Annotated in this window: 24 protein-coding genes, 1 tRNA gene, 2 pseudogenes and 1 riboswitch; of the genes and pseudogenes, 15 read left to right on the forward strand and 12 right to left on the reverse strand. The window is 69.2% G+C overall.

The window, feature by feature from the left end; translation table 11 throughout:
• Positions 1–192 precede the first annotated feature (192 nt).
• Both ACWCO8_RS36105 and ACWCO8_RS36110 read left to right on the forward strand, forming a co-directional pair.
• Entirely contained in the window at positions 193–765 is a 573-nt protein-coding gene (locus ACWCO8_RS36105; protein ID WP_451035755.1) for a Chromate resistance protein ChrB, read from the forward strand.
• Between the two features lie 38 nt (positions 766–803).
• Positions 804–1964 (forward strand): MFS transporter, encoded by a 1161-nt coding sequence (locus ACWCO8_RS36110; protein WP_451035794.1) that lies wholly within the window; start codon positions 804–806, stop codon positions 1962–1964.
• Positions 1965–2067: 103 nt separating this feature from the next.
• On the opposite strand, the gene ACWCO8_RS36115 is transcribed toward ACWCO8_RS36110, so the two are convergent.
• From ACWCO8_RS36115 to ACWCO8_RS36140, 6 genes are all read right to left on the reverse strand, one after another.
• Positions 2068–2148 (reverse strand) — tRNA-Arg (locus tag ACWCO8_RS36115).
• 50 nt (positions 2149–2198) lie between these two features.
• Positions 2199–2462 carry a hypothetical protein gene (locus tag ACWCO8_RS36120; RefSeq protein ID WP_451035756.1) on the reverse strand — a complete coding sequence of 88 codons (264 nt, stop codon included), beginning with the start codon at positions 2460–2462 and terminating at the stop codon, positions 2199–2201.
• 313 nt (positions 2463–2775) lie between these two features.
• Positions 2776–2904, reverse strand: a complete 129-nt coding sequence (locus tag ACWCO8_RS36125; protein ID WP_451035757.1) for a hypothetical protein — start codon at positions 2902–2904, stop codon at positions 2776–2778.
• Between the two features lie 18 nt (positions 2905–2922).
• Positions 2923–3393, reverse strand: coding sequence for a hypothetical protein (locus ACWCO8_RS36130; protein ID WP_451035758.1), 471 nt, complete (start codon positions 3391–3393; stop codon positions 2923–2925).
• A gap of 165 nt (positions 3394–3558) precedes the next feature.
• A complete protein-coding gene (locus ACWCO8_RS36135; protein ID WP_451035759.1) occupies positions 3559–4257 on the reverse strand; it encodes a response regulator in 699 nt (232 codons plus the stop codon).
• Positions 4254–5564, reverse strand: coding sequence for a sensor histidine kinase (locus tag ACWCO8_RS36140; protein ID WP_451035760.1), 1311 nt, complete (start codon positions 5562–5564; stop codon positions 4254–4256). The genes ACWCO8_RS36135 and ACWCO8_RS36140 overlap by 4 nt, the downstream gene beginning before the upstream one ends.
• Before the next feature lie 215 nt (positions 5565–5779).
• Here ACWCO8_RS36140 and ACWCO8_RS36145 point away from each other — a divergent pair, with 215 nt between their 5' ends.
• The 3 genes from ACWCO8_RS36145 (at position 5780) to ACWCO8_RS36155 (ending at position 9886) form a co-directional block, all read left to right on the forward strand.
• A complete protein-coding gene (locus tag ACWCO8_RS36145) occupies positions 5780–6487 on the forward strand; it encodes an ABC transporter ATP-binding protein (protein WP_451035761.1) in 708 nt (235 codons plus the stop codon).
• The gene (locus tag ACWCO8_RS36150; protein ID WP_451035762.1) at positions 6484–8844 is read left to right on the forward strand and encodes an FtsX-like permease family protein; all 2361 of its coding nucleotides are present in this window, start codon (positions 6484–6486) and stop codon (positions 8842–8844) included. Before ACWCO8_RS36145 ends, ACWCO8_RS36150 begins: the two co-directional genes overlap by 4 nt.
• Before the next feature lie 421 nt (positions 8845–9265).
• Positions 9266–9886 carry a hypothetical protein gene (locus ACWCO8_RS36155; RefSeq protein WP_451035763.1) on the forward strand — a complete coding sequence of 207 codons (621 nt, stop codon included), beginning with the start codon at positions 9266–9268 and terminating at the stop codon, positions 9884–9886.
• Between the two features lie 28 nt (positions 9887–9914).
• On the opposite strand, the gene ACWCO8_RS36160 is transcribed toward ACWCO8_RS36155, so the two are convergent.
• Both ACWCO8_RS36160 and ACWCO8_RS36165 read right to left on the reverse strand, forming a co-directional pair.
• On the reverse strand, positions 9915–10292 hold the full coding sequence (locus tag ACWCO8_RS36160; RefSeq protein WP_451035764.1) for an effector-associated constant component EACC1: 378 nt from the start codon (positions 10290–10292) through the stop codon (positions 9915–9917).
• Positions 10289–10684, reverse strand: a complete 396-nt coding sequence (locus tag ACWCO8_RS36165; RefSeq protein ID WP_451035765.1) for a hypothetical protein — start codon at positions 10682–10684, stop codon at positions 10289–10291. The genes ACWCO8_RS36160 and ACWCO8_RS36165 overlap by 4 nt, the downstream gene beginning before the upstream one ends.
• A 15-nt stretch (positions 10685–10699) precedes the next feature.
• Here ACWCO8_RS36165 and ACWCO8_RS36170 point away from each other — a divergent pair, with 15 nt between their 5' ends.
• From ACWCO8_RS36170 to ACWCO8_RS36185, 4 genes and pseudogenes are all read left to right on the forward strand, one after another.
• Positions 10700–12652: an FG-GAP-like repeat-containing protein gene (locus tag ACWCO8_RS36170; protein ID WP_451035766.1), complete on the forward strand. Its 1953-nt coding sequence runs from the start codon at positions 10700–10702 to the stop codon at positions 12650–12652.
• An 86-nt stretch (positions 12653–12738) separates the two neighbouring features.
• The gene (locus ACWCO8_RS36175; RefSeq protein ID WP_451035767.1) at positions 12739–13197 is read left to right on the forward strand and encodes a hypothetical protein; all 459 of its coding nucleotides are present in this window, start codon (positions 12739–12741) and stop codon (positions 13195–13197) included.
• A gap of 335 nt (positions 13198–13532) precedes the next feature.
• Positions 13533–13670 (forward strand): annotated as a pseudogene (locus ACWCO8_RS36180) (DUF5655 domain-containing protein); the annotation flags it as partial.
• Positions 13671–14229: 559 nt separating this feature from the next.
• Positions 14230–15048 (forward strand): hypothetical protein, encoded by an 819-nt coding sequence (locus ACWCO8_RS36185; protein ID WP_451035795.1) that lies wholly within the window; start codon positions 14230–14232, stop codon positions 15046–15048.
• On the opposite strand, the gene ACWCO8_RS36190 is transcribed toward ACWCO8_RS36185, so the two are convergent.
• The 4 genes from ACWCO8_RS36190 to ACWCO8_RS36205 all read right to left on the reverse strand — a co-directional run bounded on the left by ACWCO8_RS36190 (position 15042) and on the right by ACWCO8_RS36205 (position 17715).
• A complete protein-coding gene (locus ACWCO8_RS36190; protein ID WP_451035768.1) occupies positions 15042–15671 on the reverse strand; it encodes an MBL fold metallo-hydrolase in 630 nt (209 codons plus the stop codon). The two genes, ACWCO8_RS36185 and ACWCO8_RS36190, sit on opposite strands and share 7 nt — an antisense overlap.
• Positions 15671–16756 (reverse strand): S-(hydroxymethyl)mycothiol dehydrogenase, encoded by a 1086-nt coding sequence (locus tag ACWCO8_RS36195; RefSeq protein ID WP_451035769.1) that lies wholly within the window; start codon positions 16754–16756, stop codon positions 15671–15673. Before ACWCO8_RS36195 ends, ACWCO8_RS36190 begins: the two co-directional genes overlap by 1 nt.
• Before the next feature lie 222 nt (positions 16757–16978).
• Positions 16979–17518, reverse strand: a complete 540-nt coding sequence (locus ACWCO8_RS36200) for a flavoprotein (protein ID WP_451035770.1) — start codon at positions 17516–17518, stop codon at positions 16979–16981.
• Positions 17515–17715, reverse strand: coding sequence for a hypothetical protein (locus ACWCO8_RS36205; protein ID WP_451035771.1), 201 nt, complete (start codon positions 17713–17715; stop codon positions 17515–17517). Before ACWCO8_RS36205 ends, ACWCO8_RS36200 begins: the two co-directional genes overlap by 4 nt.
• A gap of 110 nt (positions 17716–17825) precedes the next feature.
• Here ACWCO8_RS36205 and ACWCO8_RS36210 point away from each other — a divergent pair.
• From ACWCO8_RS36210 to ACWCO8_RS36235, 6 genes and pseudogenes are all read left to right on the forward strand, one after another.
• Positions 17826–18153, forward strand: a pseudogene (locus ACWCO8_RS36210) (MmyB family transcriptional regulator); the annotation flags it as partial.
• A gap of 383 nt (positions 18154–18536) precedes the next feature.
• On the forward strand, positions 18537–19529 hold the full coding sequence (gene dhaK, locus ACWCO8_RS36215; protein ID WP_451035772.1) for a dihydroxyacetone kinase subunit DhaK: 993 nt from the start codon (positions 18537–18539) through the stop codon (positions 19527–19529).
• Positions 19530–19537: 8 nt separating this feature from the next.
• The gene (gene dhaL, locus ACWCO8_RS36220) at positions 19538–20152 is read left to right on the forward strand and encodes a dihydroxyacetone kinase subunit DhaL (RefSeq protein WP_451035773.1); all 615 of its coding nucleotides are present in this window, start codon (positions 19538–19540) and stop codon (positions 20150–20152) included.
• Entirely contained in the window at positions 20149–20553 is a 405-nt protein-coding gene (locus ACWCO8_RS36225; RefSeq protein ID WP_393486632.1) for a PTS-dependent dihydroxyacetone kinase phosphotransferase subunit DhaM, read from the forward strand. The genes dhaL and ACWCO8_RS36225 overlap by 4 nt, the downstream gene beginning before the upstream one ends.
• A gap of 91 nt (positions 20554–20644) precedes the next feature.
• Positions 20645–20840, forward strand: a riboswitch (cobalamin riboswitch).
• Positions 20841–20869: 29 nt separating this feature from the next.
• On the forward strand, positions 20870–21568 hold the full coding sequence (locus ACWCO8_RS36230) for an energy-coupling factor ABC transporter permease (protein WP_451035774.1): 699 nt from the start codon (positions 20870–20872) through the stop codon (positions 21566–21568).
• On the forward strand, positions 21568–21945 hold the full coding sequence (locus ACWCO8_RS36235; RefSeq protein ID WP_451035775.1) for an energy-coupling factor ABC transporter substrate-binding protein: 378 nt from the start codon (positions 21568–21570) through the stop codon (positions 21943–21945). The genes ACWCO8_RS36230 and ACWCO8_RS36235 overlap by 1 nt, the downstream gene beginning before the upstream one ends.

A 21945-nucleotide genomic window follows, 5' to 3' on the forward strand; every position in this document is an offset into this window, starting at 1 on the left:
GACCGGAAGGTTTCCTCCGCATGTCACTTCTACGCGCGTTGCGCAGTGTGCACCGGGCATCGGTGCGGCGCCATACCTCCTACGGGGCCCAGCTGTTGAGCTGCGCTCCCCACGACCTCTCCCCCACGGCCTCGGATACCGGCCGATCCCCGGAATACACCATCTGATGTAACAGCCGCTACATTTCTCCGCGTGTCGAACAGTGAACCGGCGTCGGGCGAGCGGTGGCTCGTACTTGTCGTCAAGATCCCCGCAGAACCGTCCCGCCACCGGGTCGCCGTCTGGCGCGAACTGCGCCGCATCGGAGCCCTCTCGATCGGGCAGGGCGTGTGGGCCGTGCCCGACGTGCCCGTCTTCGCCGACGGGGTCGCCCGAGCCCTGGAGCTGACCGAGAAGGCCGGCGGGCAGACCCTCACCCTCAACGCCGCAGGGCGCGGTCCGGGCGACGCCGCCCGATTCCGGGAGCTCTTCAACGCCGCCCGGTCGGCGGACTGGGCCGAGTACCTCGCCGACTGCGGGAAGTTCGAGGAGGAGATCGCCAAGGAGATCCGCAACTCCAAGTTCACCCTGGCCGAGTTGGAGGAAGAGGAGCAGTCCCTGGAGCGGCTGCGCCGCTGGCACCGCGACCTGACCGCGCGCGACGTCTTCGGCGCCCCGGAGGCCGCCGAGGCCGCGGCCCGGCTCAAGACCTGCGCCGCAGTCTGCGAGGACTACGCCGAGCGCGTCTTCGCCGCCCTGCACGAGACCGCGGAGGACCCCCGATGACCGCCACCACGCCCACCGAAGTGCCACCCGCTCGCCGCATGTGGCCCCTGTACGCAGCCGGGTTCACCACCGCGTTCGGGGCACACGGAATCGCCGCCAACCTCGGCGGCTTCTCCGACGATGCCGTCACTTCCCTGCTTGTCCTGGGCGGACTGCTCGCCCTGTACGACGGCGCCGAGGTCATCCTCAAGCCCGTCTTCGGCACCCTTGCCGACCGGATCGGCGCCAAGCCCGTCCTCGTCGGCGGCCTCGTCGCCTTCGCCGGCGCCTCCGCCCTCTACGTCATAGCCGACAGCCCCGGCTGGCTCTGGGCCGCCCGCCTCGGCCAGGGCGCCGCCGCCTCTGCCTTCTCTCCCTCCGCCTCCGCGCTCGTCGCCCGCCTCAACCCCGCGGCCAAGCGAGGCCGGGCCTTCGGCAGTTACGGCTTCTACAAGTCCATCGGCTACACCCTCGGCCCCCTCCTCGGCGGACTCCTGGTCTGGGCCGGCGGACTGCGCCTCCTCTTCGTCGTGCTCGCCGTACTCGGCGCCGCCGTCGCCCTGTGGGCCGCCCTCTCCGTCCCGGCCGCACCTCCCCTGCCCAAGCAGCGGCAGACCGTCCTCGACCTCGGGCGACGCCTGGCGGACCCGCTCTTCCTCGGCCCCACCGCCGCCCTCGCCGCGGCCACCGCCGCCCTCTCCGTCGGCGTCGGCTTCCTGCCCGTCACCGGCGCCGCGGCCGGACTCGGCACCATCGCCACCGGCGCCGCGGTCTCCGTCCTCGCCGCCACCGCCGCCTTCGTCCAACCCGCCGCGGGCCGCGCCCTCGACAACGGGCGCCTGACCACCGGCACCGGCCTCGCGGCCGGCCTGGCCCTCACCGCCGGCGGCCTCGCCTGCGCCATGCTGCCCGGACTGGCGGGCGTCCTGACCGCGGCCACTCTGATCGGCGCCGGCACCGGACTCATCACCCCCCTCGGCTTCGCCGCCCTCGCGACCAGCACTCCTGAGGAGCGCATGGGGCAGACCATGGGCGCCGCCGAACTCGGCCGGGAACTCGGCGACGCCGGCGGGCCCCTCCTGGTTGCCGCCGTCGCGACCGCCGCCACGCTCACCTACGGCTACGCGGCCCTGACCCTCCTCACCGCACTCGGCGCCCTTCTCGCCTTCGCACGCCGTTCCCCGTCCGTACCCGAGGCGGGCGCGCAGGCCCGAGACTGAGAGCCACCCCGAGCTCGGCCACCTCCTGGGCCGCGACGGGGTCGGCCCAGGACCAGTCTGTGGCTGGGAGCCTGGCGCTTGTGACCAGGGGGTGGCTGGGTGCAGCCGTCGCCAGGATTCGAACCTGGGTTGCGAAGCCGGGCGAACCGGCGTCCGGCGTCCTGGGCCGCTAGACGACGACGGCTGCCAGGGCAGCGTACAAAGGTGCAGCTCGTGGCCGCACCCGACTATCGGTCAGCGGCCGGCGACGCGGATACGGAGAACGTAGGGCCGCCCGCTGCTGATCGCCTCGGCCTGCTCACGGAGGTCCGCCGTGGTGAAGCCGAGCAGTGCACGGTCGGCGGCCGCACGGAGCAGGGGGAGGATCTCACCGGTGGGCCGGCCGCGGTGCGTGGCGGCGAGTTCGGTGAACGCTTCCTGGTAGGGCGCGCCGTACGCGCTGGCGCTGTCGGCCAGCAGGCGGTCCAATTGCTGCCTGTCGACACTGATCTCGCCCATGACCACTCCCGTGCTCCGGCGGCCGGCACATCCGGCCTGTGCTCACGACGCTACGAGGAGGGTCTGACAGTCCGGCCGTTCCGAGCGGTGACCAGGGCGTGCGCCTGGACCCTTCCCGTGGGGAGCCGGGAAGGGGCGGCGCGGCCCCGCCTGCTCGACGGCAAGCGGGGCCGACCAGGTACGCGATCCTTCTCCGGGGGTGGTCTGCGAGGACCGCGTGCGCACACCCTGCCACCGCGCCCCGGGTGGGCAACAGGGTCGTGCATGAAAGAACCTTCGGCATATGCGAAGCACCCCGCCCGGTGCGTTGCCTCTAGAACTCGAAGTTGGCGCCGGTCCGTGCGTGCAGCTCGCAGTCGTTGCCGTACTGCTTCTTGAACGTCACGGGGGGCCGTTCCAGGTGAGACCACGCGGCCCCGCCGCCCGCCCTCGTCTTCGGCATAGACGAGAAGAGGCAGAGTCAGCAGCCAGGGCCGATCGCCGGAGACGATGTCAGGGCGAGCGCGGCGATCCGTAGCTCGGCCGTCCACGTCCGTTGGTCAAGCCCCAACGAGTACTCGATGCAGCACCCGCATGGCGGGATCAGCGATACGAACGATCGCTCCTCAACGGCTTCGGGCTCCGTCTCCCACCAGTCATCTGTCGCCAGATCAGCGGGAGCGATTTCCCCACGAATCAGCCTCGCCGCCAGCCGACGCAGCCCGTGACGCCGTGCCAGGCCCGGATCAGGCAACTCGATTCCCGCCTCGGAGAGCGCTTGCTCGAACGCGTCGCGGATATCGCGGGCATCCGCGTTGCGAGGCAAACCGGCGAGCTCGCACAACGTCGGGGTGTCAAGGCCGGACGCGAGTGCCTCGGCAGCAATCATCGGCAGGTCCTCCGGGCGGACCTCATCCGCCCGATACCGGCACGCCACCTCACCCAGAGACATGAGGCCACTCCGGGTTGAGGATTCCGGTTCCGGTGTCGCGCCTGCTGTTCTCATGACTCGTACGATGCCAGCACCGTTCCCGAGGCGTCTTGCCCCAGGGGGCGCTTCGCTCGCCACTCACCCCGTGAGTTCGTCCGGGGCGACCTTCGATCGAACCGTACTGAACTACGTCTGCTCTGCGGCCTGCTGGGCGGCCTCGCGATCTCCGGCGCTGACCAGCCCCGTCTCGTAGGCGACGATGACGGCCTGGACACGGTCACGGAGTCCGAGCTTGGCGAGGATGCGGGCGACGTGGGTCTTGACCGTCGCCTCGGCCAAGTGGAGGCGGGTGGCGAGTTCGGCGTTGCTCAGTCCTCGGGCCAGCAGGCCGAGGACCTCCAGTTCGCGCGGGGTGAGCGAGGCGAGGTCGCGGTGGAGGGCGGCGGTGTCGCTGCCGCGCTGGGCGAACCGCTGCACGAGGCGGCGGGTGATGGCCGGCGCCAGGAGAGCGTCGCCGGTACGGACGGTGCGGACGGCCGCGGCCAGGTACTCGGGGGTGACGTCCTTGAGGAGGAAGCCGCTGGCACCCGCGGACAGTGCCGCGTAGACGTAGCGGTCGAGGTCGAAGGTGGTCAGGATGATGACGCGAGGATCGCCGGGGGCTCCGGTGAGGATGCGGCGGGTTGCCTCCAGGCCGTCCATCTCGGGCATCCGGATGTCCATCAGAACCACATCGGGCCGGGTGCGGCGGACCGCTTCGACGGCTTCGGTTCCGTTGGTCGCCTCGGCGACGACATCGATGCCGTCGGCGCTGAGGATCATCCGGAATCCGGTGCGGACCAGGGTCTGGTCGTCGGCGAGGAGCACACGCAGCGGCTCGGTCACGATGCCTCCAGGGGGATCAGCGCTTCCACACGGTAGCCGCCGGACAGGCGTCGGCCGGTGTTCAGGGTTCCGTCGTAGACGGCGAGGCGCTCGCGCAGTCCGATCAGGCCCCGGCCGTTTCCGGCGGGCGTGCCCGCGCCCGGGCGTCCACCGGTGTCGGTGACTTCCACCAGGAGCCGCTCAGGGCCGTATGCGACGGTCACTGCGGCGGTGGCGCCGGACGCGTGCTTCACGGTGTTGGTCAGGGCTTCCTGGACGACCCGGTAGGCGGCGAGTTCGAGGCCTGGCGGGAGGGGACGGGGCGGACCGGTCACGGTCAGGTCGACGGGCAGCCCGGCGTCCCGGACCCGTCCGACCAGCGCCTCCAGCTGGTCCAGGCCGGGTTGCGGGGCCAACTCCCCCGCCGTGTCGGCCAGGTCCGCATCTCCGTCCGTCCCCTCGCCCTCGTCAGCCATCGTGAGCAGGCCCATGACGTGGCGCAGCTCGGTCATGGCTGCCCGTCCGCCCGCCTCGACGGCGAGCAGTGCCTCGCCGGCCTGCTCGGGAGAGGTCTTCATGATCTTGCGGGCGGCGCCCGCCTGGATGATCATCACGCTGACGTTGTGGGTGACGACGTCGTGCAGTTCGCGGGCGATCCTGGCCCGCTCGTGCTCCACGGCCCGGCGCAGGGCCTCGGCCTGTTCGCGTTCCAGGGCGGACAGTCGGGTGCGGCCCTCGTCGGTGCGGAGCTTCCAGGTACGCAGGCCGACGGCGGCCACGGCCATCGGGGCCAGGATCAGCAGGGCGATGTACTCGTTGGGGACGATCGGTGTCACCGAGTTCCCCGAGGTGCCGACCAGGACGACCGACACCGGCAGCGCCGCCAGGGTGGCCACCCGGTACGGGCTGTAGACGGCGGCGCTGTAGACGGCGATGACGAACGCGTAGAAGGTGAGCCGCATGACGCTGTGCGGTGTCGCCAGAGTCGCGGCCGTCACGACGCACAGCACGGCGAGCGGGTAGCGGCGACGCAGCGCGAGGGCACACGAGGCGGTGGCCGCGAGGGTCACCATGAGGGCCAGGCCACCAGCACCGGACGGGCGCGGCACGACGTGCTGCACGCCGGGTGCGATCTCACGCACAACGACGTTGTCGACATTGTCGATGCCGTAGTAGACCGTGGCGATTCCGAGTGCCAGTGCCACCAGCGCGTCGAACTGCCAGGCGCGCCGGGTGGGCCGCAGCGGTGGACCGCTCGGAAGCCTGGCGTCGCGGACCGTCCGGCGGGCGACTTCACGCAGCCGCTCCAGCGTCGTACGTACGTCCATCACCGGTTCATTGTCGCCGCCGCGCGGATCCGCGGAATCCGTCCCGGTGGTCATTTCGCACGGCACCGGATACATCACTCGCCTACATCGGAAGGATGACGATTCCGGGGCTCGTCCCAGCGCGGTACCGCAAGGGGTTCGGGCGGGCGACGCGTGCGGGCCGGGGCCGCTCCTAGCGTTCACGCAGCCAACTGCCCGTGCCCAAGGAGCCTCCCATGACCATGCCGGTGATCGAACTGCGCGGAGTGAGCCGCCGATACGACGACGGCCCGCCCGCTCTGCACGAGGCATCGCTGACCGTGCGGCCCGGCGAGGCCATCGCGATCCTCGGCCCTTCCGGCAGCGGCAAGTCCACGCTGCTGAATCTGATCGCAGGCCTGGACCGGCCGGATACGGGGACCGTCACCGTGGACGGGGTACGGGTGGACCAGCTGGGCGAAGCCGGATCGGCGCGCTACCGGCGGTCGAAGATCGGCATGGTCTTCCAGTTCTTCAACCTGCTCGACGATCTGACCGTGGCCGACAACGTCGTCCTGCCCGCGCGGCTCGCGGGTGTGGCCCGTGGCGAGGCCGACCGTCGGGCGGCGGAACTCCTGGAGGTCCTCGGCATCGACCGGCACGCCCGCGCCTACCCGGGACGGCTGTCCGGCGGCGAGCGGCAACGCGTCGCGGTGGCCCGCGCGTTGATGAACCGACCGGCGCTGCTCCTCGCCGACGAACCGACCGGGGCCCTGGACACGGCTGCTGGAGAGGACGTCAGCAGGCTGCTCGCCGATCTCCATGCCGAGGGCCAGACGATCGTCGTAGTCACCCACGACCTGGCTTGGGCCCGGTCCTGCACGAACCGTACGGTCCGGATCGCCGACGGCCGGATCACCGAGGGCATCCAGTCGCACGCCGACTCCTCGGAGGCCGTCCGATGAGCGCGCTCGGCAAGGTGGTGCGCTCTGGCGTGGGACGACGCCGGGTGCAGACGCTGGTGATCGGGCTCGCCACGATGATGGCGGTGGCCGCCTCCGTCCTCGGCGGCTCGCTGCTCGTCGTCTCCGGCGCGCCCTTCGACGACGCCTTCACCCGGCAGCAAGGCGCGCATCTGTCCGTGCAGTTCGACGCGAGTGAGGTGAGTGCCGGGCAGTTGTCGAAGTCCAAGGACGCCGAAGGGGTGAGCAGCGCGGCGGGGCCCTTCCGTACGGCGACGGTCATCCCGCGGCCGGACTCGGCCACCCCGGGGTGGCCGATGACCGTCGTCGGTCGGGGCGATCCCGGCCGGGACGTGGACGAGGTGGCACTGCTCGACGGGCGGTGGCCCACGCACTCCGGTGAGATCGTGCTGTCCGCGGACGCCTCCCTCATCCCGACCATGGGCATGAAGATCGACTTCCCCAGTCTGTCCGGCGGTCCGACACTGACGGTGGTCGGCGTGGCCCGGTCGGTCACGCGGACCGCCGACGCCTGGGTGGTTCCGTCCCAGATGCCCGCGCTCACCGCGCCCGGCAGCGGCGGCTACCAGATGCTCTACCGCTTCACCGACGCGGGCACCGCCGCGCAGATCGCCGCGGGCGGCCAGGCCGTGATCCAATCCCTGCCGCCGGGAACGGCCGTCGGCGAACAGTCGTGGCTCACCGTCAAGAAGGCCGCCGAGCGCGACACCGCCGTCTACGTCCCGTTCCTCACCGCGTTCGGTGCCCTCGGCATGATCATGTCGGTACTCATCGTCGGCAACGTCGTCGCATCGGCGGTCGGCATGGGGACGCGCCGCATCGGCATTCTCAAGGCCATCGGCTTCACCCCGCCCCAGGTCGTACGCGCCTACGTCGGCCAGGCGCTGATCCCGGCCGGGGTCGGCACGGCCCTCGGCGTCCTCGCCGGTCACCTGCTCGCCGTCCCCGTACTGGCCGAGACCCAGGAGGTCTACGGCACCTCGTCCCTGGCCATCGCCCCCTGGGTCGACCTGGCGGTGATCGCCGGGGTGCTCGGCCTGGTGGCGGCGAGCGCGTGGGCGAGTGCGTGGCGGGCCGGCCGATTGCGTACGGTCGACGCGCTCGCAGTCGGGCGCACCGCTTTGGCGGGGCGCGGCCGGTGGGCGGCCCGCCTGGCCAGGCGGCTACCGTTGCCACAGCCGGTCGCCTTGGGTCTGACCCGACCGTTCGCACGGCCGGCCCGCGCGCTGGCCATGGGCACGGCGATCCTTTTCGGCGCCATCGCCGTCACGTTCACCGTAGGAATGAGCGCCTCGCTCGGCGAGGTGATGAAGGCCAAGGCCCACGACGCCGCCGATGTCGTCGTGCCCGCGCCCTTGCCGGACTTCGGACCCCAAGGCCCTGGCCCGGGTCTCGGTCCCGACAAGCAGCCCAAGGCCGATCCCGCTGCGGTCACCGCGTCCATCGAGGCCGCCGCCGGAACCGGAAAACACTACAGCGCCGCTACGGTACGGGCGGCCGTGTCCGGCCTGACCGGCACCGTCGACGTGATCGCCTTCACCGGCGACGCTTCCTGGGGCGGCTACACGATGGTCTCGGGCCGCTGGATCGCCAAGCCCGGCGAAGCCGTGGTCCCGACCCCCTTCCTCGCCGCCACCGGCACCCGCATCGGCGACACCGTCACCCTGGACGGCCTGGCCGAGCCGGTCGCGGTCCGGATCGTCGGCGAGATCCTCGACCCCCGCAACGACGGCATGCAGGTCTTCACCGACGCCTCGACCCTCACGGCCGCCCATCCCGAACTGACGGAAACGAGCCATCACATCGCGGTCACGTCAGGCACCGACGTCACCGCCTACGTAGACGAGCTGAACAGAAAGCTGGCACCGCTGGGGGTCAGTGCCCGTGCCGGCGGGCTCGACGCAGGCGGCGACATGGTCGTCACGCTCAACGCACTCTCCGCGATCCTCACGCTGATGCTCGTCGCCGTCGCCGCGCTCGGCGTCCTCAACGGAGTGTTGCTCGACACCCGCGAGCGAGTCCGGGAGATCGGTGTGCACAAGGCGCTCGGCATGACTCCCCGGCAGACCATCTCCATGGTCCTCACCTCGGTCGCCCTGACCGGACTGGTCGCGGGCGTTCTGGGCGTGCCGCTCGGCGTAGCCCTGCACGGCTGGGTCATCCCCGCGATGGGCGACAGCGTCGGGCTCCGTCTCCCCGATTCCGTCATCGCCGTCTACCAAGGAGTCGAACTGCTCCCGCTCGCACTCGGCGGCCTGCTCATCGCCGTCCTGGGTGCGCTCCTACCCGCCGGCTGGGCCGCCAGGGCCCGAACGGCCACGGCCCTGCGCACCGAATAGGAGGTCAGGATCAGAGCTCGTGCCGACGACCCCCACCGCAAGGAGCAGCGGGGGTCGTCAACTGGTCCCCTCCTTCGTCTCGGCCGAAGGTGAAGGCTTGAGGGTGGCACCCTGAGACAACCCTGAAATGCGCGCCTGTCGACCCTGAGATGTGTCAGGAATCTTCGACGCGGGCTCTGCCGATCATCGCAGTTCCTCTGACTCACCAGAGGCACAGCCCCCGCGACCAGTTCGTAGAGGTCATCAGCCTGAGACGCGCCGAGCTGTCCCGCGGATGCGGAGCACACTCGACCCTTCCCGCGAATCCGAAGGGGATCCTTGGGTTGAGAGTCTGCCGGGTAGCCACTTGAATGCACTAGTGACCACGAGACCTCTGGACAGCTCACAGACCATTGCAGGACGGGCTTCGCTCCATGAGGTCATGGAGAATCTGCGACACCGCAGACCGGTCTTCCACTCCGAGGCCGACCTCCAGCACAGTTTCGCGAGGGTGCTTTGGGAGCTGGCGCCGGAGGTGGAGTCCAGACTCGAGGTCCCCCAGCGGCGATCAGGCAAGAGCGAGTACCTAGACTTGCTCTGCATCGGGCCGAAGGCCCGTACCTGCGTCGAGTTCAAGTACTTCACCCGCCGATGGAAAGGCGTGACGGGCGTTCCGGCCGAGACCTACGCCCTGCAAGCGCATGCGGCCACGGACCTCGCCCGCCTGCACTTCGTCCGCGACATAGCCAGGCTGGAGCGCTTCTGCAGTCAAACTGAGCAGAACGGCCTTGCTCTCATGCTGACCAATGAACCGGCGTTGTGGACACCACCAGGTCCCGACCACCGCCCCACTCGTGATCACGAATTCAGGCTCCACACAGGGGTCGAGCTCGCCGGAACCCGGCTTTGGGCGAAGGGCGCATACGAGCCGAACACGTGCATTCTGAAAGCTGCATACCGCCTCAGCTGGAACGCGTACTCCGAGCAGGGCGGATCAGGCGGGGAGTTCCGCTACCTGGCCGTGTTCGTCAACCCGTCGGCCAGCGGAGCCGTGTTTGGCTAGCAGATGACCTTGCGGCGAGGGACCCGGACTACTCCGCCTCACCAGGTCCGCTCTCGGGGTATGCCGCCTTCAATAGGTCCGCCATGCGCCGGATTTCCGCAGGGTCTTCCGTCCCGTTGACGGTGATCCTCTGCGATCCCAAGCGAATTTCGACGCCTTCCGCCATGCCACGGGATCCGCACCATCGCTTGACTGCCTCGATTGCCGACGGGAGGGCGAGAGTGCCGGTCACCACCAACGTCAGGATGTCGAGGGTGTCCCCGAGCTGGCCTTCCTTCGGCGCTGTCGAGGCCCACCTGGCCCGGCCGATGCCGCGAAGCTCCGGGTCCCGGGAGAGAAAGATCCGAAGACCGTCCGGAACCTTCGCCCCGGTCTCCGTGACGATGCGGAGTCGAACTTCGGTCATGGCTGCCCCCACCTGTTGCTCATGAGTTCTACGCGGTCTCCGTCCCGGCCGATCTGTCGCGATGGCACGGGCCAGCCTTGCTCTTCGCAACTGGCCCGCACATGACGGAACAGTGTGTCCGTGTCGATCACCCGCGGACCGCCCTGGATTCCGTCGGTCAGTGAACGGATGATCTCACCGGAAAATGTAGTGAAGCGGTCGCCCTGCGGGGCGCGTGACGCGTTGGTGGCGTTGGAGGACGTCATCACGTAGGTGCCCTCGATCCGTGACGCACTACTCAGACCGGCTGAGAGGGTGTCGAGCGCTGCCCCGCTGTAGCAGCTGTCCAGGACCAACAGACGCGAGCCGACCGGCGAATCCGCGATCTGCTCGCGGAGTCGGTCGAACTCCATGGCAGTCCAGGTCTTGTGCTGGTTCGACTCGACCAGACCGACTATCAGCACAGCCGCAGCGAGCCCGACACCGCCAAGGCCAAGCGAAACGTTACTGCCGCTGCTGACGACGGCGACCTGCGGACGGACTGTGCCCGGGAGGGAAACGCAGCTGCCGCCAAGAGCACGACAGGCTGGATCAAAAGCAGATTCGAAACCTGCATGCACCGCCCCTACGACCTCGTACTGCGCAGCACCGATGGCGAGGATGTAATCGGCAGGCTGTGGTTCGACGCATGGATCCTCGGGTTCGCCTACGACGGAGACCGGCGAGTCGACTTCGTCACCAGCATCGAAGACATCCGAGTCCAAACTGACGGCGACGAAGATGCCACCAAGTGGCGGATCCACCAACAGTTCTCGGACTCGATAGACCCCTCCAACAGCGACCCCGACCCGAAAGTCACCGGACCCCAGCAGAATGACCGGGACGGCCTTCTCGGAGAGTGGCACACCCAGCCTCAGTGGAATCTGAGATACACATCACCCGACAAGGGTCCTCTATACAGTCAAGGAAACCAACAGCGTGTCAACGCCCTCACGCTGGCGTCACTCAGCGTCTCGTCGCCAAGTTCATCAATAACTTTCCAGGACGTAGATGCCTTCCGCTCCAACTTCCGCTTCGACTACGCCGGTCCAGTCGCCGGAAAGTACAAGGGAACGGTTTTCACCGAGGCGCGAATGACTTTCCGTCCGCGCCTGGACGACCCTCTGGGCTGGGAGACAGCGCGGCATATCTATGACGCACTCCACCACCCGGAACGCACCTTCCCGGCCACCTTCCCGAAGGTCATTCCCGGCAAAAATGAGCCGCTCCACCGAGTCCTTGACAAGGACACCGTCGACAAAAACCGTGAGGCGGCCAACGGAACATGCACGGACGTGTGGGGCCCCTACGACGGGACCAAACTAAACTGCGACGAATACCCATTTGCCTCCACCTATGAAGGGGCCGCAAAGGGAGATAGGCGCTACTCGGCTCGACTGATAGACGCAGACGACAACCAGAAAGTCGGCAGGGAACTCAACACGCAGTTCTACACCCTCAATCGAGTCCTCGACAACGATGCTTTCTACGTGGCAGTCGACGGCGACCCCTCACTCCCCCCGCCGCACGAGCCAGACCCCAGCCCACAGCAGCCTCGCTCGAACGACTTGAACGGCGATGGCAAGGCAGACCTGATCGCTGTTGACTCCGCTGGAAAGCTGTACGTCTACCCAGGCCGCGGCGACGGAACTCTCGCCTCCCGCCTGACCATCGGAAGCGGCGGCTGGAGCGGAGCGTCGATCAGCCACCGTGGCGACTGGACCGGGGACGGGAACGAGGACATCGTCGCCCGCGTGGGAGGCGAAATCCGGATCTACCCTGGCCGCGGTGACGGAACCATCGGATCATCCACCGGACTCAACGGCGTGCTCGGCAACGCCCTCCCCAACACAGCCCAACTCGTATCGGTGGGCGACCTGACCGGAGACGCCCACCCGGACCTGGTCGCCAACTACAACGGAAACCTGTGGCTCTATGCCGGCGACCCCGCCAAGAAACCAGGCGTCAAACCAGCCACAAGAGTCGGCGGCGGCTGGAGTTCCTACACTCTGACTGCCGCCGGAGACACCACCGGCAGCAAGACTGCCGACCTCCTGGCCCGCGACACCTCCGACGGCAAGCTGTGGCGCTATCGAGGAGCAGCGAATACATTCGGCAACCGCACGCCATTCGGCAATGCCGGCTGGTCCCTGTCCAACCGCCCGCTCATAGCCTCCGGAGACGACGTCGACAACAACGGCCTGCCCGATCTGTGGGCCACGACCAACGACGGCAAGCTCCTCTTCTACCGCGGTGCCAGAGATTCCGATGGAAATCCCGTGAATGGACCATCGGCAATCGTTGGAACCGGCGGCTGGAGCTCGATCACTGCAATCAGCTAGCATCCTCTAGTCGTTAGTGGCGGTCCGGTACGGAGACGTCCCGGACCGCCACGGCAATGCTCCCACAGTCCCGTCGGAGGCGAGCGATGGCACAGCGCCTGAGCACATACCGGACCCTCGTAATGCCCGATTACGGAGGATTCGATCTATACGATGCAGACTTCGACGTTCGCGATGATGGCCTGATTAAACCCGCGCGCGCTCGGGGAGCCGCAGGAAACGGGCGGGAAGTTTGCGTCGTCTGCGCCCAGACCAGATTCAAAGTGGAACTGGTGATCGAGACCTGGACGGCAGAACCAGCCCTCCTCGACGACTGTGAGGGCTATCAGGAAATGCAGATGGAGATTCCTACCGGACTATTGGTCATCTCAGAACGCACTCGGGGTGCCTGGGACATTCCTGTCCCGAAAGGGCTGTACCGGTCGCGCATTTCGTTCTCCGGTCGAAACGCAGCCCGCCTCATGGCCGACGAGGCAGGCTCGACCACGCTTGTGGCCCGCCATGAGGGAACGGAGCGATACACCTTTCAGATGTGGCCGGCGTAGGGAGGCGCCAACTCGGCTGTCTCCAGCGACACCTTTTCGGGACGGCTTGCAGGCCCCGGTTCCAGGTGCCGTCCGCCGACCAGCGGCGACGCCGCTCGTAGACCGCGGCCCAAGGCCCGTAATGCTGGCAAGTCTTCTCGCCCGTCCCGAAGACGAGAGGGTTGCGTCAGTCGATATCCCCTTCTCTGTGGCGTACACCGGCCCCGCCGGAATAGGACCTGCCCCAGGTCGATTGATGCGTGACACGGCCGGGGACGCGGCAGAGGGGCTACATGAGCAACTTGAAGGTCTTCAGGGTGAGGGGCGGGCAGGCGACGGAGGTGCCGGGGGCGGCCGTGGGGGTGGAGGTCGAACTGCAGCGGCTGATCGAGGCCAACATGGAGGCGATGCTCGGCATCCGCTTCCTGGCCGGCGAGTACCGCACCGGTCATCACGGCGGGCGGATCGACTCCCTGGGGCTGGACGAGAAGGGGCCCCAGGGGCTCAGGAATTCCCGGACCAGCCGCCGTTGGGCGCTTCGACGCGGGCCGGCTGGCCTACTTCTTCCGATGCGGACAATCGCTCCATGGCTCCCGTTCCTCCTGTGCATGTGCGCCGTTTCATACGTGGCGCCAGCGCTGAGTGTTACGCGGTACGAGTCCCGGTCCCTACACCGCACTCCACCCATGGCCGAGAAGCGAGCCTCCGCTGCGAGGCGGGGGAAGCATTCAGGATGAACAAGTGCACTCCCACATCGTCGTGACACCTGCGCGCGCCGTTCACGCCCCTCTTGCAACGCAGGGGAGAAGGCAGGGGCACACGGGGCTGAGGCTCCGACGCCTCACACGCTCCTTGCTCGTCGGTCTCGGCTGCCTAATCAACTACGGTGCGCTGCTCGCCGACCGCAAGGGCATCCGCGACGGACTCCGCCCGGACAACCAGTACCGGTTCGGCTGGGAAGTCCGTCCCCTTCCGCTCGACGACCTCACCGCCCTCATCTTCTCCCCCGCCCCCGTCACAGATGGCACCGCGTTCCATCGCGCCGTCGTGCACGTGGACCAACCCGCCGACGGATTCGTCGAACTGCCCGGCTGGACCAAGGGAATGGTCTGGCTCAACGGCTGCGCCCTGGGGCCGGTATTGGGAGCGGGATCCGCAGAAGACCCTGTACGCGCCGCGGCCCCTGTGGCAGGCGGGAGCCAACACCCTCATCGTCCTCGCACTCCACACCCCTGGCAGCACCATCGAGATCGGCGACACCCCGGACCTCGGCACACCCGCAGAAGCCCCCAGCCCCGTCTGGTAGGTAGCCGGCGCCGGGCCAGCCCGTCAACGACGCGACTCCCTTCGCCGCTGGCCTGCGCCATGCGGACGACAGGGGCGGCCCACCATACGCCCGGGCCAACCGCCACCCAGAACCCGACCCGCGCTCGACGCCGGCCGCGTCAACAGGCGTGCCCTGAAATGGGGTTACTCGCCACGCTCGGCCCCGAGACGAGCCGCACCCAGGCGAGAAGCAGAGGTCTAGACCGGCCAGAGACCCAGCGAGCCGGTCGGGGATCACGAACGGAGCCGGAGCCGGAGCCGGATCGAGGCGACACTGACGGCGCCGTGGCAGCTCCGTGCTCTACATGGCGCACCGCTCACGTCCCGGGACGTGAGCAGGTCAGGGACGCGCGCCGCGCTGACGGAGACGATGCCCGGGGGATGCCGTGGCCGGAGAAGCCGCCGGCCTTGCGGCGGGAGAGCCGGCCGCCCCCTCCCCGCTGGATGTGTGCGCGGCGGGGAGAGGGCGGTCATGCGCGGGTGAACCGCAAGGATGGGATCCGCAGGCCCGGCCCTTGGTACAGCGGGCGGCTGCGCCGTCAGTGACCGCGGGCGATCCAGTCGTCCAGGTGCGGGCTCTCCGCGCCGATGGTGGTGGATTCACCGTGACCGGTGCGTACGACGACGGCCGGCGGGAGGGTGAGCAGCTTGTGCCGGATGGAGTCGATGATGGTCGGGAAGTGGGAGAAGGATCGTCCGGTGGCGCCTGGCCCGCCTTGGAAGAGGGTGTCGCCGGTGAAGACGGTGTTCAGCGCCGGGGCGTACAGGCAGACCGAGCCGGGGGTGTGACCGGGCGTGTGCAGGACCTGGAGGGCGACTCCGGCGATCTCCAGCATCTGACCGTCGTCGAGGTGGTCGTCGGGAAGCCGGTCCGGGTGGGTCTGCTGCCACAGCGGCAGGTCGTCGCGGTGCAACAGGATCGGCGCGGCGGTGGCGTCGGCCAGGGTCGGGGCGTTGTCGACATGGTCGTTGTGCGCGTGGGTGGAGATGATCGCACGCAGCGTACGTCCGCCGAGTGCGGCCTCGATGGCGTCGGCGTCGTGGGCGGCGTCGATGACGATGGCCTCGGTGTCGTCGCCGACGATCCAGACGTTGTTGTCGACCTTCCACTCACCACCGTCGAGGGCGAAGGTGCCGGAGGTGACGAGTCGGTCGATGCGGGTCCCCATCAGAAGACCACCACCGAGCGCAGGACGTCGCCCTCGTGCATCCGGTTGAACGCCTGCTCGATGTCGCCGAGGCCGATGGTCTCGCTGACGAAGGACGCGAGGTCGAGGCGGCCCTGCTGGTGCAGGTCGATGAGCATCGGGAAGTCACGGGAAGGGAGGCAGTCGCCGTACCAGGAGGACTTCAGCGCGCCGCCGCGGCCGAAGACGTCCAGGAGCGGAAGGTCCAGCTTCATGTCCGGGGTGGGAACACCGACCAGAACGACCGTGCCGGCCAGATCGCGGGCGTAGAACGCCTGCTGATACGTCTCGGGGCGGCCGACCGCCTCGATGACGACATCGGCACCATGGCCGCCGGTGAGGGCGCGAATCGCCTCGACGGGATCCGTGGAGCGGGAGTTGACGGTGTGAGTGGCGCCCATCGTCTTGGCCATCTCCAGCTTGCGGTCCTCGATGTCCACCGCGATGATCTTCGCCGCGCCCGCCAGCCGAGCCCCTGCGATCGCCGCGTCCCCGACGCCACCGCAGCCGATGACCGCGACGGAGTCGCCTCGGCCGACCTGGCCGGTGTTGATGGCGGCGCCGATACCCGCCATCACACCGCAGCCGAGAAGACCGGCGACGGCCGGGGAGACCCCGGCGTCGACCTTGGTGCACTGGCCCGCGGCCACAAGGGTCTTCTCGGCGAAGGCACCGATACCCAGAGCCGGAGCGAGCTCGGTGCCGTCCAGCAGGGTCATCTTCCGCTTGGCGTTGTGCGTGTCGAAGCAGTACCAGGGGCGCCCGCGCAGACAGGCGCGGCACTGGCCGCACACCGCACGCCAGTTGAGAATCACGAAGTCCCCAGCGGCGATGTCGGTGACGCCCTCACCGATGGACTCCACGACGCCCGCGGCTTCGTGGCCGAGCAGGAACGGGAAGTCGTCGTTGATGCCGCCCTGCTTGTAGTGGAGATCGGTGTGGCACACCCCGCACGCCTGGATCTTCACCACCGCCTCGCCGGGGCCGGGGTCCGGAACGATGATCGTCTCCACCCTGACAGGCTCGTTCTTGCCCGGTGCGATCACTGCTTGAACTTGCTGGGACACCCTGTCCACCTTGCCGTTGTCGTGAATGGGGCCTGCGCGCCAAAGCCGTGTCGCAGGCAGCGACTCCGACCGCGCAGGACTGCGCCCGATCCGCAGCGAGACCATCCTCGCTGCTGATCGGGCTGCCCGTCACGGCGACATGGGCTCCGCCGGCCTGAACCACCGCGGGACCGGGCACCCTGGCCGACCTTCGTCGGCGGCCTTCGCGGGTAGCAGCTCAGCTCATCGCCTCGACCGGATGTGCGGTGCCAGCAGTTCGATCGCTTCCTCCCAGCGGAAGCCACCGCCTCCTGCCTCTGGGCGGTGCGGGTCGTAGCTACCGATCGAGACCCCCATCTCACGAAGTTCGGAGATGCTTCGCCGGTACGCCGGGTGCTCCGCCAGGGCGGAGTTCGCGTACGGCAGGACAGCGGTGGGGATGCCCATTCCGTACGCCTCGCACAGGAGGGCCAGCGCGAGGTTGTCGGCGAAGCCCGCGGCCCACTTGTTGACCGTGTTGAAGGTCGCGGGGGCGGCCACGATGGCGTCCGCCGGCGGCAGGGGCCGATCGTCACCCGGCGCCCTCCAGGCAGAACGGATCCCGAAGCCGGTCTGCGTCTCGATCGCAGGGACGTCGAGGAAGGGCAGGGCATGTGGAGTGGCGATGACGCCGACGTCCCAGTTTCGCTCCTGTGCCACCGTGATCAGCTTGCCGACCTCGTCGGCGATCCCGGCGGCACAGACGACGACGTACAGGAACGGCTTGCGCTGCGGATCCGTCACGCGAGTCCCCTTGAGCGCCAGTAGTCCGCGAGCATCTCCGCCGGCCAGCTCGGTTCGCGTACGTCGCCCCTCGGTCCCATCTCCTGGAAGTCCGGGTGCAGACGGATGATCGCCTGCCCTCCCCAGTGGTCGTCCGTGGGCTCGACCCGCCCCCCGACCACGGTCCCGATCGACGTGATCTCCAACGATTGCGTCATGCGCTCCCCTTCATGCCTCGCCCTAACCGGTCCAATCTATGCGTGGGCCAGAGGACAGCGCACCAGTCGACCACCATCACGCTGGCGCCGCGGACGCGGGGGCGGAATGCGCCGGCCTGGACGAATGGCCGGTCAACAGCGCAACCTGGCCCGCTGCCTCTTCCTCCACCCCGTCGCCCGTCAGCTCTTCCCCGACTGGGGCCGTCAGATCACCGCATGCGTCGCCCGCCTGTGCTCCGTCGCCGGCACCACCCCCGACACCCCAGACGCCTCCGACTTGACCAACCTCGTCGGCGAACTCCTCCTGAGGAGCCCCGACTTCGCGGGACTATGGGAACGCTACGAAGTCACCGGCCGTAAGCCCGCGCACAAGACCTTCAGCACCCACAGGTCGGAACGGTCACCCTCACCGCGCAGTCATCGCACGTGGAGGGCACAGTGATGGAGTCACAGGCGCGAGGCTGGCCGGGTCCACAGTCCCGTCTACGCTCCGTCCGACGCGCAATACTGCGCGGTCCCGTGATTCCTCGAAGCCCGCAATCAGCGTGGCACCGGAACCACCCGCATCCAACCGATGACGCACCGGTGCGTACCCACGACCTCGGGTCGATAATTGCGCCATGATGCGCATTCGCAAAGCTCATTCGCACCACACGAACCTGACGCTTCACCAGCAAAGTCAGCGTGGAGTCAGCATCAGTACCGCCCGGAACCGCCCTTCAGCGCCCCGCACCGCCGAGATCAACAACTCGCCTCACATGACCTGACCTGCAAGAACCCTGCTCAGTGGCTCGCCTGCTCATCTCACCAGGAGGTAACCCATGAGGATGCTGATCAACGTCCCGGAGACCGTCGTCGTCGATGCCCTGCGCGGAATGGCCGCCGCGCATCCTGAGCTCCGTGTCGATGTGGAGAACCGGGTCGTGCTGCGGCGGGACGCGCCCGTCGACGGGAAGGTGGGGCTGGTTTCCGGGGGTGGGTCCGGGCATGAGCCGTTGCATGGGGGGTTTGTGGGGCCCGGGATGTTGGCGGCCGCGTGTCCTGGGGAGGTGTTCACCTCGCCCGTGCCCGATCAGATGGTGCGGGCCGCCGCCGCGGTCGACAGTGGGGCCGGGGTGTTGTTCGTCGTCAAGAACTACACCGGTGACGTCCTCAACTTCGAGATGGCCGCCGAGCTCGCCGAGGACGAGGGCATCCAGATCGCGAAGGTGCTCGTCGACGACGACGTGGCCGTGACCGACAGTCTGTACACCGCCGGGCGGCGCGGCACCGGGGCGACGCTCTTCGTGGAGAAGATCGCCGGGGCCGCCGCCGAGGAGGGGGCGCCTCTGGAGCGGGTCGAGGCGATCGCGCGGCGGGTGAACGAGCGGTCCCGGAGTTTCGGCGTGGCCTTGAGTGCCTGCACTACTCCCGCGAAGGGCAGTCCTACCTTTGAACTGCCCGAGGGTGAGCTGGAGTTGGGCATCGGGATTCATGGCGAGCCCGGGCGGGAGCGGCGCGCGATGATGACCTCGCGCGAGATCGCCGACTTCGCTGTCGACGCCGTGCTGGAGGACCTGCGGCCGTCCGGTCCCGTCCTCGCCCTGGTGAACGGGATGGGGGCCACGCCGCTGCTCGAACTGTACGGGTTCAACGCCGAGGTGCAGCGCGTCCTTGCCGAGCGCGGGGTGCCCGTCGCCCGTACGCTCGTCGGCAACTACGTGACCTCGCTCGACATGGCGGGCTGCTCCGTGACCCTCTGCGAGGCCGACGAGGAGCTGCTGCGGCTCTGGGACGCGCCCGTTCAGACGGCCGCCCTGCGGTGGGGTCGGTGAGGGTGGAAATGGACTCGCTCGAACAGTTCGATGCCGAATTCTTCCGGCGGTGGCTGGGCGCCGCCGCTGCCGCCGTCCACCGGGAGGCCGACCGGCTCACCGAGCTCGACTCGGCGATCGGCGACGCCGACCACGGTGCCAATCTGAAGCGGGGTTTCGCCGCCGTCACGGAGGTGCTGGACAAGGAGCCGCCCGCCACGCCGGGGGCCGTACTCGTCCTCGCCGGGCGGCAGTTGATCTCCACCGTCGGCGGGGCGTCCGGGCCGCTGTACGGGACACTCCTGCGCCGTACCGGCAAGGCGCTCGGCGACGCCGGCACGGTGACGCGGCAGGACCTTGCGGCGGCGCTGGCCACCGGGGTCGCCGCCGTCGGTCAGCTCGGCGGGGCCCAGGTCGGCGACAAGACGATGCTGGACGCGCTCGTGCCCGCCGCCGAGGCGCTCGGCACCTCCTTCGCCGCCGCCCGGGACGCGGCCGAGGCCGGCGCCCTCGCGACCGTACCCCTGCGGGCGCGCAAGGGCCGGGCCAGCTATCTGGGCGAGCGGTCGGTCGGGCATCAGGACCCCGGGGCGACGTCGTCGGCGCTGCTGATCGCCGCGCTCGCGGAGGTGGCCGCCGCATGACCGGTCAGGTGGGCATCGTGCTCGTCTCGCACAGCGCGGCCGTGGCCGACTCCGTCGCCGCCCTGGCCCGGGGGCTCGCAGGCGGCGGGGCGACCGCGCCGGTCGCCGCCGCCGGAGGCACCCCCGACGGGGGCCTCGGCACCAGCTCCGAGCGGATCGTCGAGGCGGCGAAGGCGGTCGACGGGGGCGCCGGCGTGGCCCTCCTCGTCGACCTCGGCAGCGCCGTCCTGACCGTCAAGGCGCTCCTCGCCGAGGGGGACGAGCTGCCGGAGGGAGCGCGTCTCGTCGACGCGCCCTTCGTCGAAGGTGCCGTCGCCGCGCTCGTCACCGCGAGCGCGGGCGGGGACCTGGACGCGGTGACGGCCGCGGCGGCTGAGGCGTACACGTACCGGAAGGAGTGAGCGAGGGGAACGAGGGGGTGAGGGGGCGCGCGGAGATCTGTCGCACACCGTCCCGGGGCGTACCCGTGTTGTGATGTACCTGGTCAACCCACTAATGTCACAGCGCCTTGGTGTACGGGAAACCGGTGCGGTACCGGTGCGGCCCTCGCCACTGTGATCGGGAAGTCCGGCTCCATCCCTCCGGGGAAGCCACTGGACCACCGCGGGAGACCGCGGCGGTGTGGGAAGGCGGAGCCGCGGCGGCATGACCCGTCAGCCAGGAGACCGGCCAAGGTGCGTTGTCCATCCACGAGGTGCTGGAGAGGGTCTCCCAACCATGCATATAGCCGAGGGGTATCTACCCCCGTTGCACGCGGCCGCCTGGGGCGTCGCGTCCGCCCCCTTCGTCGTCCACGGCGTCCGCGCGCTGACCCGTGAGGTCAAGGCCAACCCCGAGTCCACTCTGCTGCTCGGCGCGTCCGGCGCGTTCACGTTCGTCCTGTCCGCGCTCAAGATCCCGTCGGTCACGGGCAGTTGCTCGCACCCGACCGGTACGGGCCTGGGCGCCATCCTGTTCCGTCCGCCGGTGATGGCGGTCCTGGGCACGATCACCCTGTTGTTCCAGGCGCTGCTGCTCGCGCACGGCGGGCTCACCACGCTCGGCGCCAACGTGTTCTCGATGGCGATCGTCGGGCCGTGGGCCGGATTCGGTACGTACTGGCTGCTGCGCCGGTTCGACGTGCCGCTCATGGTGAGCGTGTTCTTCGGAGCGTTCGTCGCGGACCTGTCGACGTACTGCGTGACCAGCGTCCAGCTCGCGCTGGCCTTCCCCGACCCGGGCAGCGGTGTGGTCGGGGCGCTGGCCAAGTTCGGTTCCATCTTCGCGGTCACGCAGCTGCCGCTCGCCGTCAGCGAGGGTCTGCTCACGGTCCTCGTGATGCGGCTGCTCACGCAGTCCAGCAAGGCGGACCTGACCCGGCTCGGGGTCCTGCTCCCGTCCCGGAAGAAGAACGAGAACGCGGAGGCGAGCGTCTGATGAGCCGGAACGCGAAGATCAACTCCCTGCTCCTGCTCGTCGTCGCGGCCCTTGCGGTGCTCCCGCTGGTCCTGGGCCTCGGCGACCACAAGGAGGAGCCGTTCGCGGGCGCGGACGCCGAGGCGGAGGCGGCGATCACGGAGATCGCTCCCGACTACGAGCCGTGGTTCAGCCCGCTGTACGAGCCGGCCTCCGGCGAGATCGAGTCGGCGCTGTTCGCCCTGCAGGCCGCGCTCGGCGCCGGTGTGCTGGCGTACTACTTCGGCGTGCACCGGGGCCGTAAGCAGGGCGAGGCCCGCGCCGAGGCGAAGGCGCTGCGGTCGGGGGCGGCGTCCGGCGCGGCAGCGTCCGGCTCGGCAGTGTCCGGCGACGCGTAA

The sequence above is a fragment of the Streptomyces sp. NPDC001927 genome (assembly GCF_053594455.1).

Coding starts and splice junctions, on each gene's coding strand:
- ACWCO8_RS36155 (WP_451035763.1), top strand. CDS start 9,266: ATGGAGAATCTGCGACACCGCAGACCGGTCTTCCACTCCGAGGCCGAC.
- ACWCO8_RS36205 (WP_451035771.1), bottom strand. CDS start 17,715: ATGACGCAATCGTTGGAGATCACGTCGATCGGGACCGTGGTCGGGGGG.
- ACWCO8_RS36150 (WP_451035762.1), top strand. CDS start 6,484: ATGAGCGCGCTCGGCAAGGTGGTGCGCTCTGGCGTGGGACGACGCCGG.
- ACWCO8_RS36160 (WP_451035764.1), bottom strand. CDS start 10,292: ATGACCGAAGTTCGACTCCGCATCGTCACGGAGACCGGGGCGAAGGTT.
- ACWCO8_RS36125 (WP_451035757.1), bottom strand. CDS start 2,904: ATGCCGAAGACGAGGGCGGGCGGCGGGGCCGCGTGGTCTCACCTGGAA.
- ACWCO8_RS36120 (WP_451035756.1), bottom strand. CDS start 2,462: ATGGGCGAGATCAGTGTCGACAGGCAGCAATTGGACCGCCTGCTGGCC.
- ACWCO8_RS36145 (WP_451035761.1), top strand. CDS start 5,780: ATGACCATGCCGGTGATCGAACTGCGCGGAGTGAGCCGCCGATACGAC.
- ACWCO8_RS36110 (WP_451035794.1), top strand. CDS start 804: ATGTGGCCCCTGTACGCAGCCGGGTTCACCACCGCGTTCGGGGCACAC.
- dhaK (WP_451035772.1), top strand. CDS start 18,537: ATGAGGATGCTGATCAACGTCCCGGAGACCGTCGTCGTCGATGCCCTG.
- ACWCO8_RS36235 (WP_451035775.1), top strand. CDS start 21,568: ATGAGCCGGAACGCGAAGATCAACTCCCTGCTCCTGCTCGTCGTCGCG.
- ACWCO8_RS36190 (WP_451035768.1), bottom strand. CDS start 15,671: ATGGGGACCCGCATCGACCGACTCGTCACCTCCGGCACCTTCGCCCTC.
- ACWCO8_RS36175 (WP_451035767.1), top strand. CDS start 12,739: ATGGCACAGCGCCTGAGCACATACCGGACCCTCGTAATGCCCGATTAC.
- ACWCO8_RS36225 (WP_393486632.1), top strand. CDS start 20,149: ATGACCGGTCAGGTGGGCATCGTGCTCGTCTCGCACAGCGCGGCCGTG.
- ACWCO8_RS36165 (WP_451035765.1), bottom strand. CDS start 10,684: ATGGAGTTCGACCGACTCCGCGAGCAGATCGCGGATTCGCCGGTCGGC.
- dhaL (WP_451035773.1), top strand. CDS start 19,538: ATGGACTCGCTCGAACAGTTCGATGCCGAATTCTTCCGGCGGTGGCTG.
- ACWCO8_RS36140 (WP_451035760.1), bottom strand. CDS start 5,564: ATGGACGTACGTACGACGCTGGAGCGGCTGCGTGAAGTCGCCCGCCGG.
- ACWCO8_RS36230 (WP_451035774.1), top strand. CDS start 20,870: ATGCATATAGCCGAGGGGTATCTACCCCCGTTGCACGCGGCCGCCTGG.
- ACWCO8_RS36130 (WP_451035758.1), bottom strand. CDS start 3,393: ATGTCTCTGGGTGAGGTGGCGTGCCGGTATCGGGCGGATGAGGTCCGC.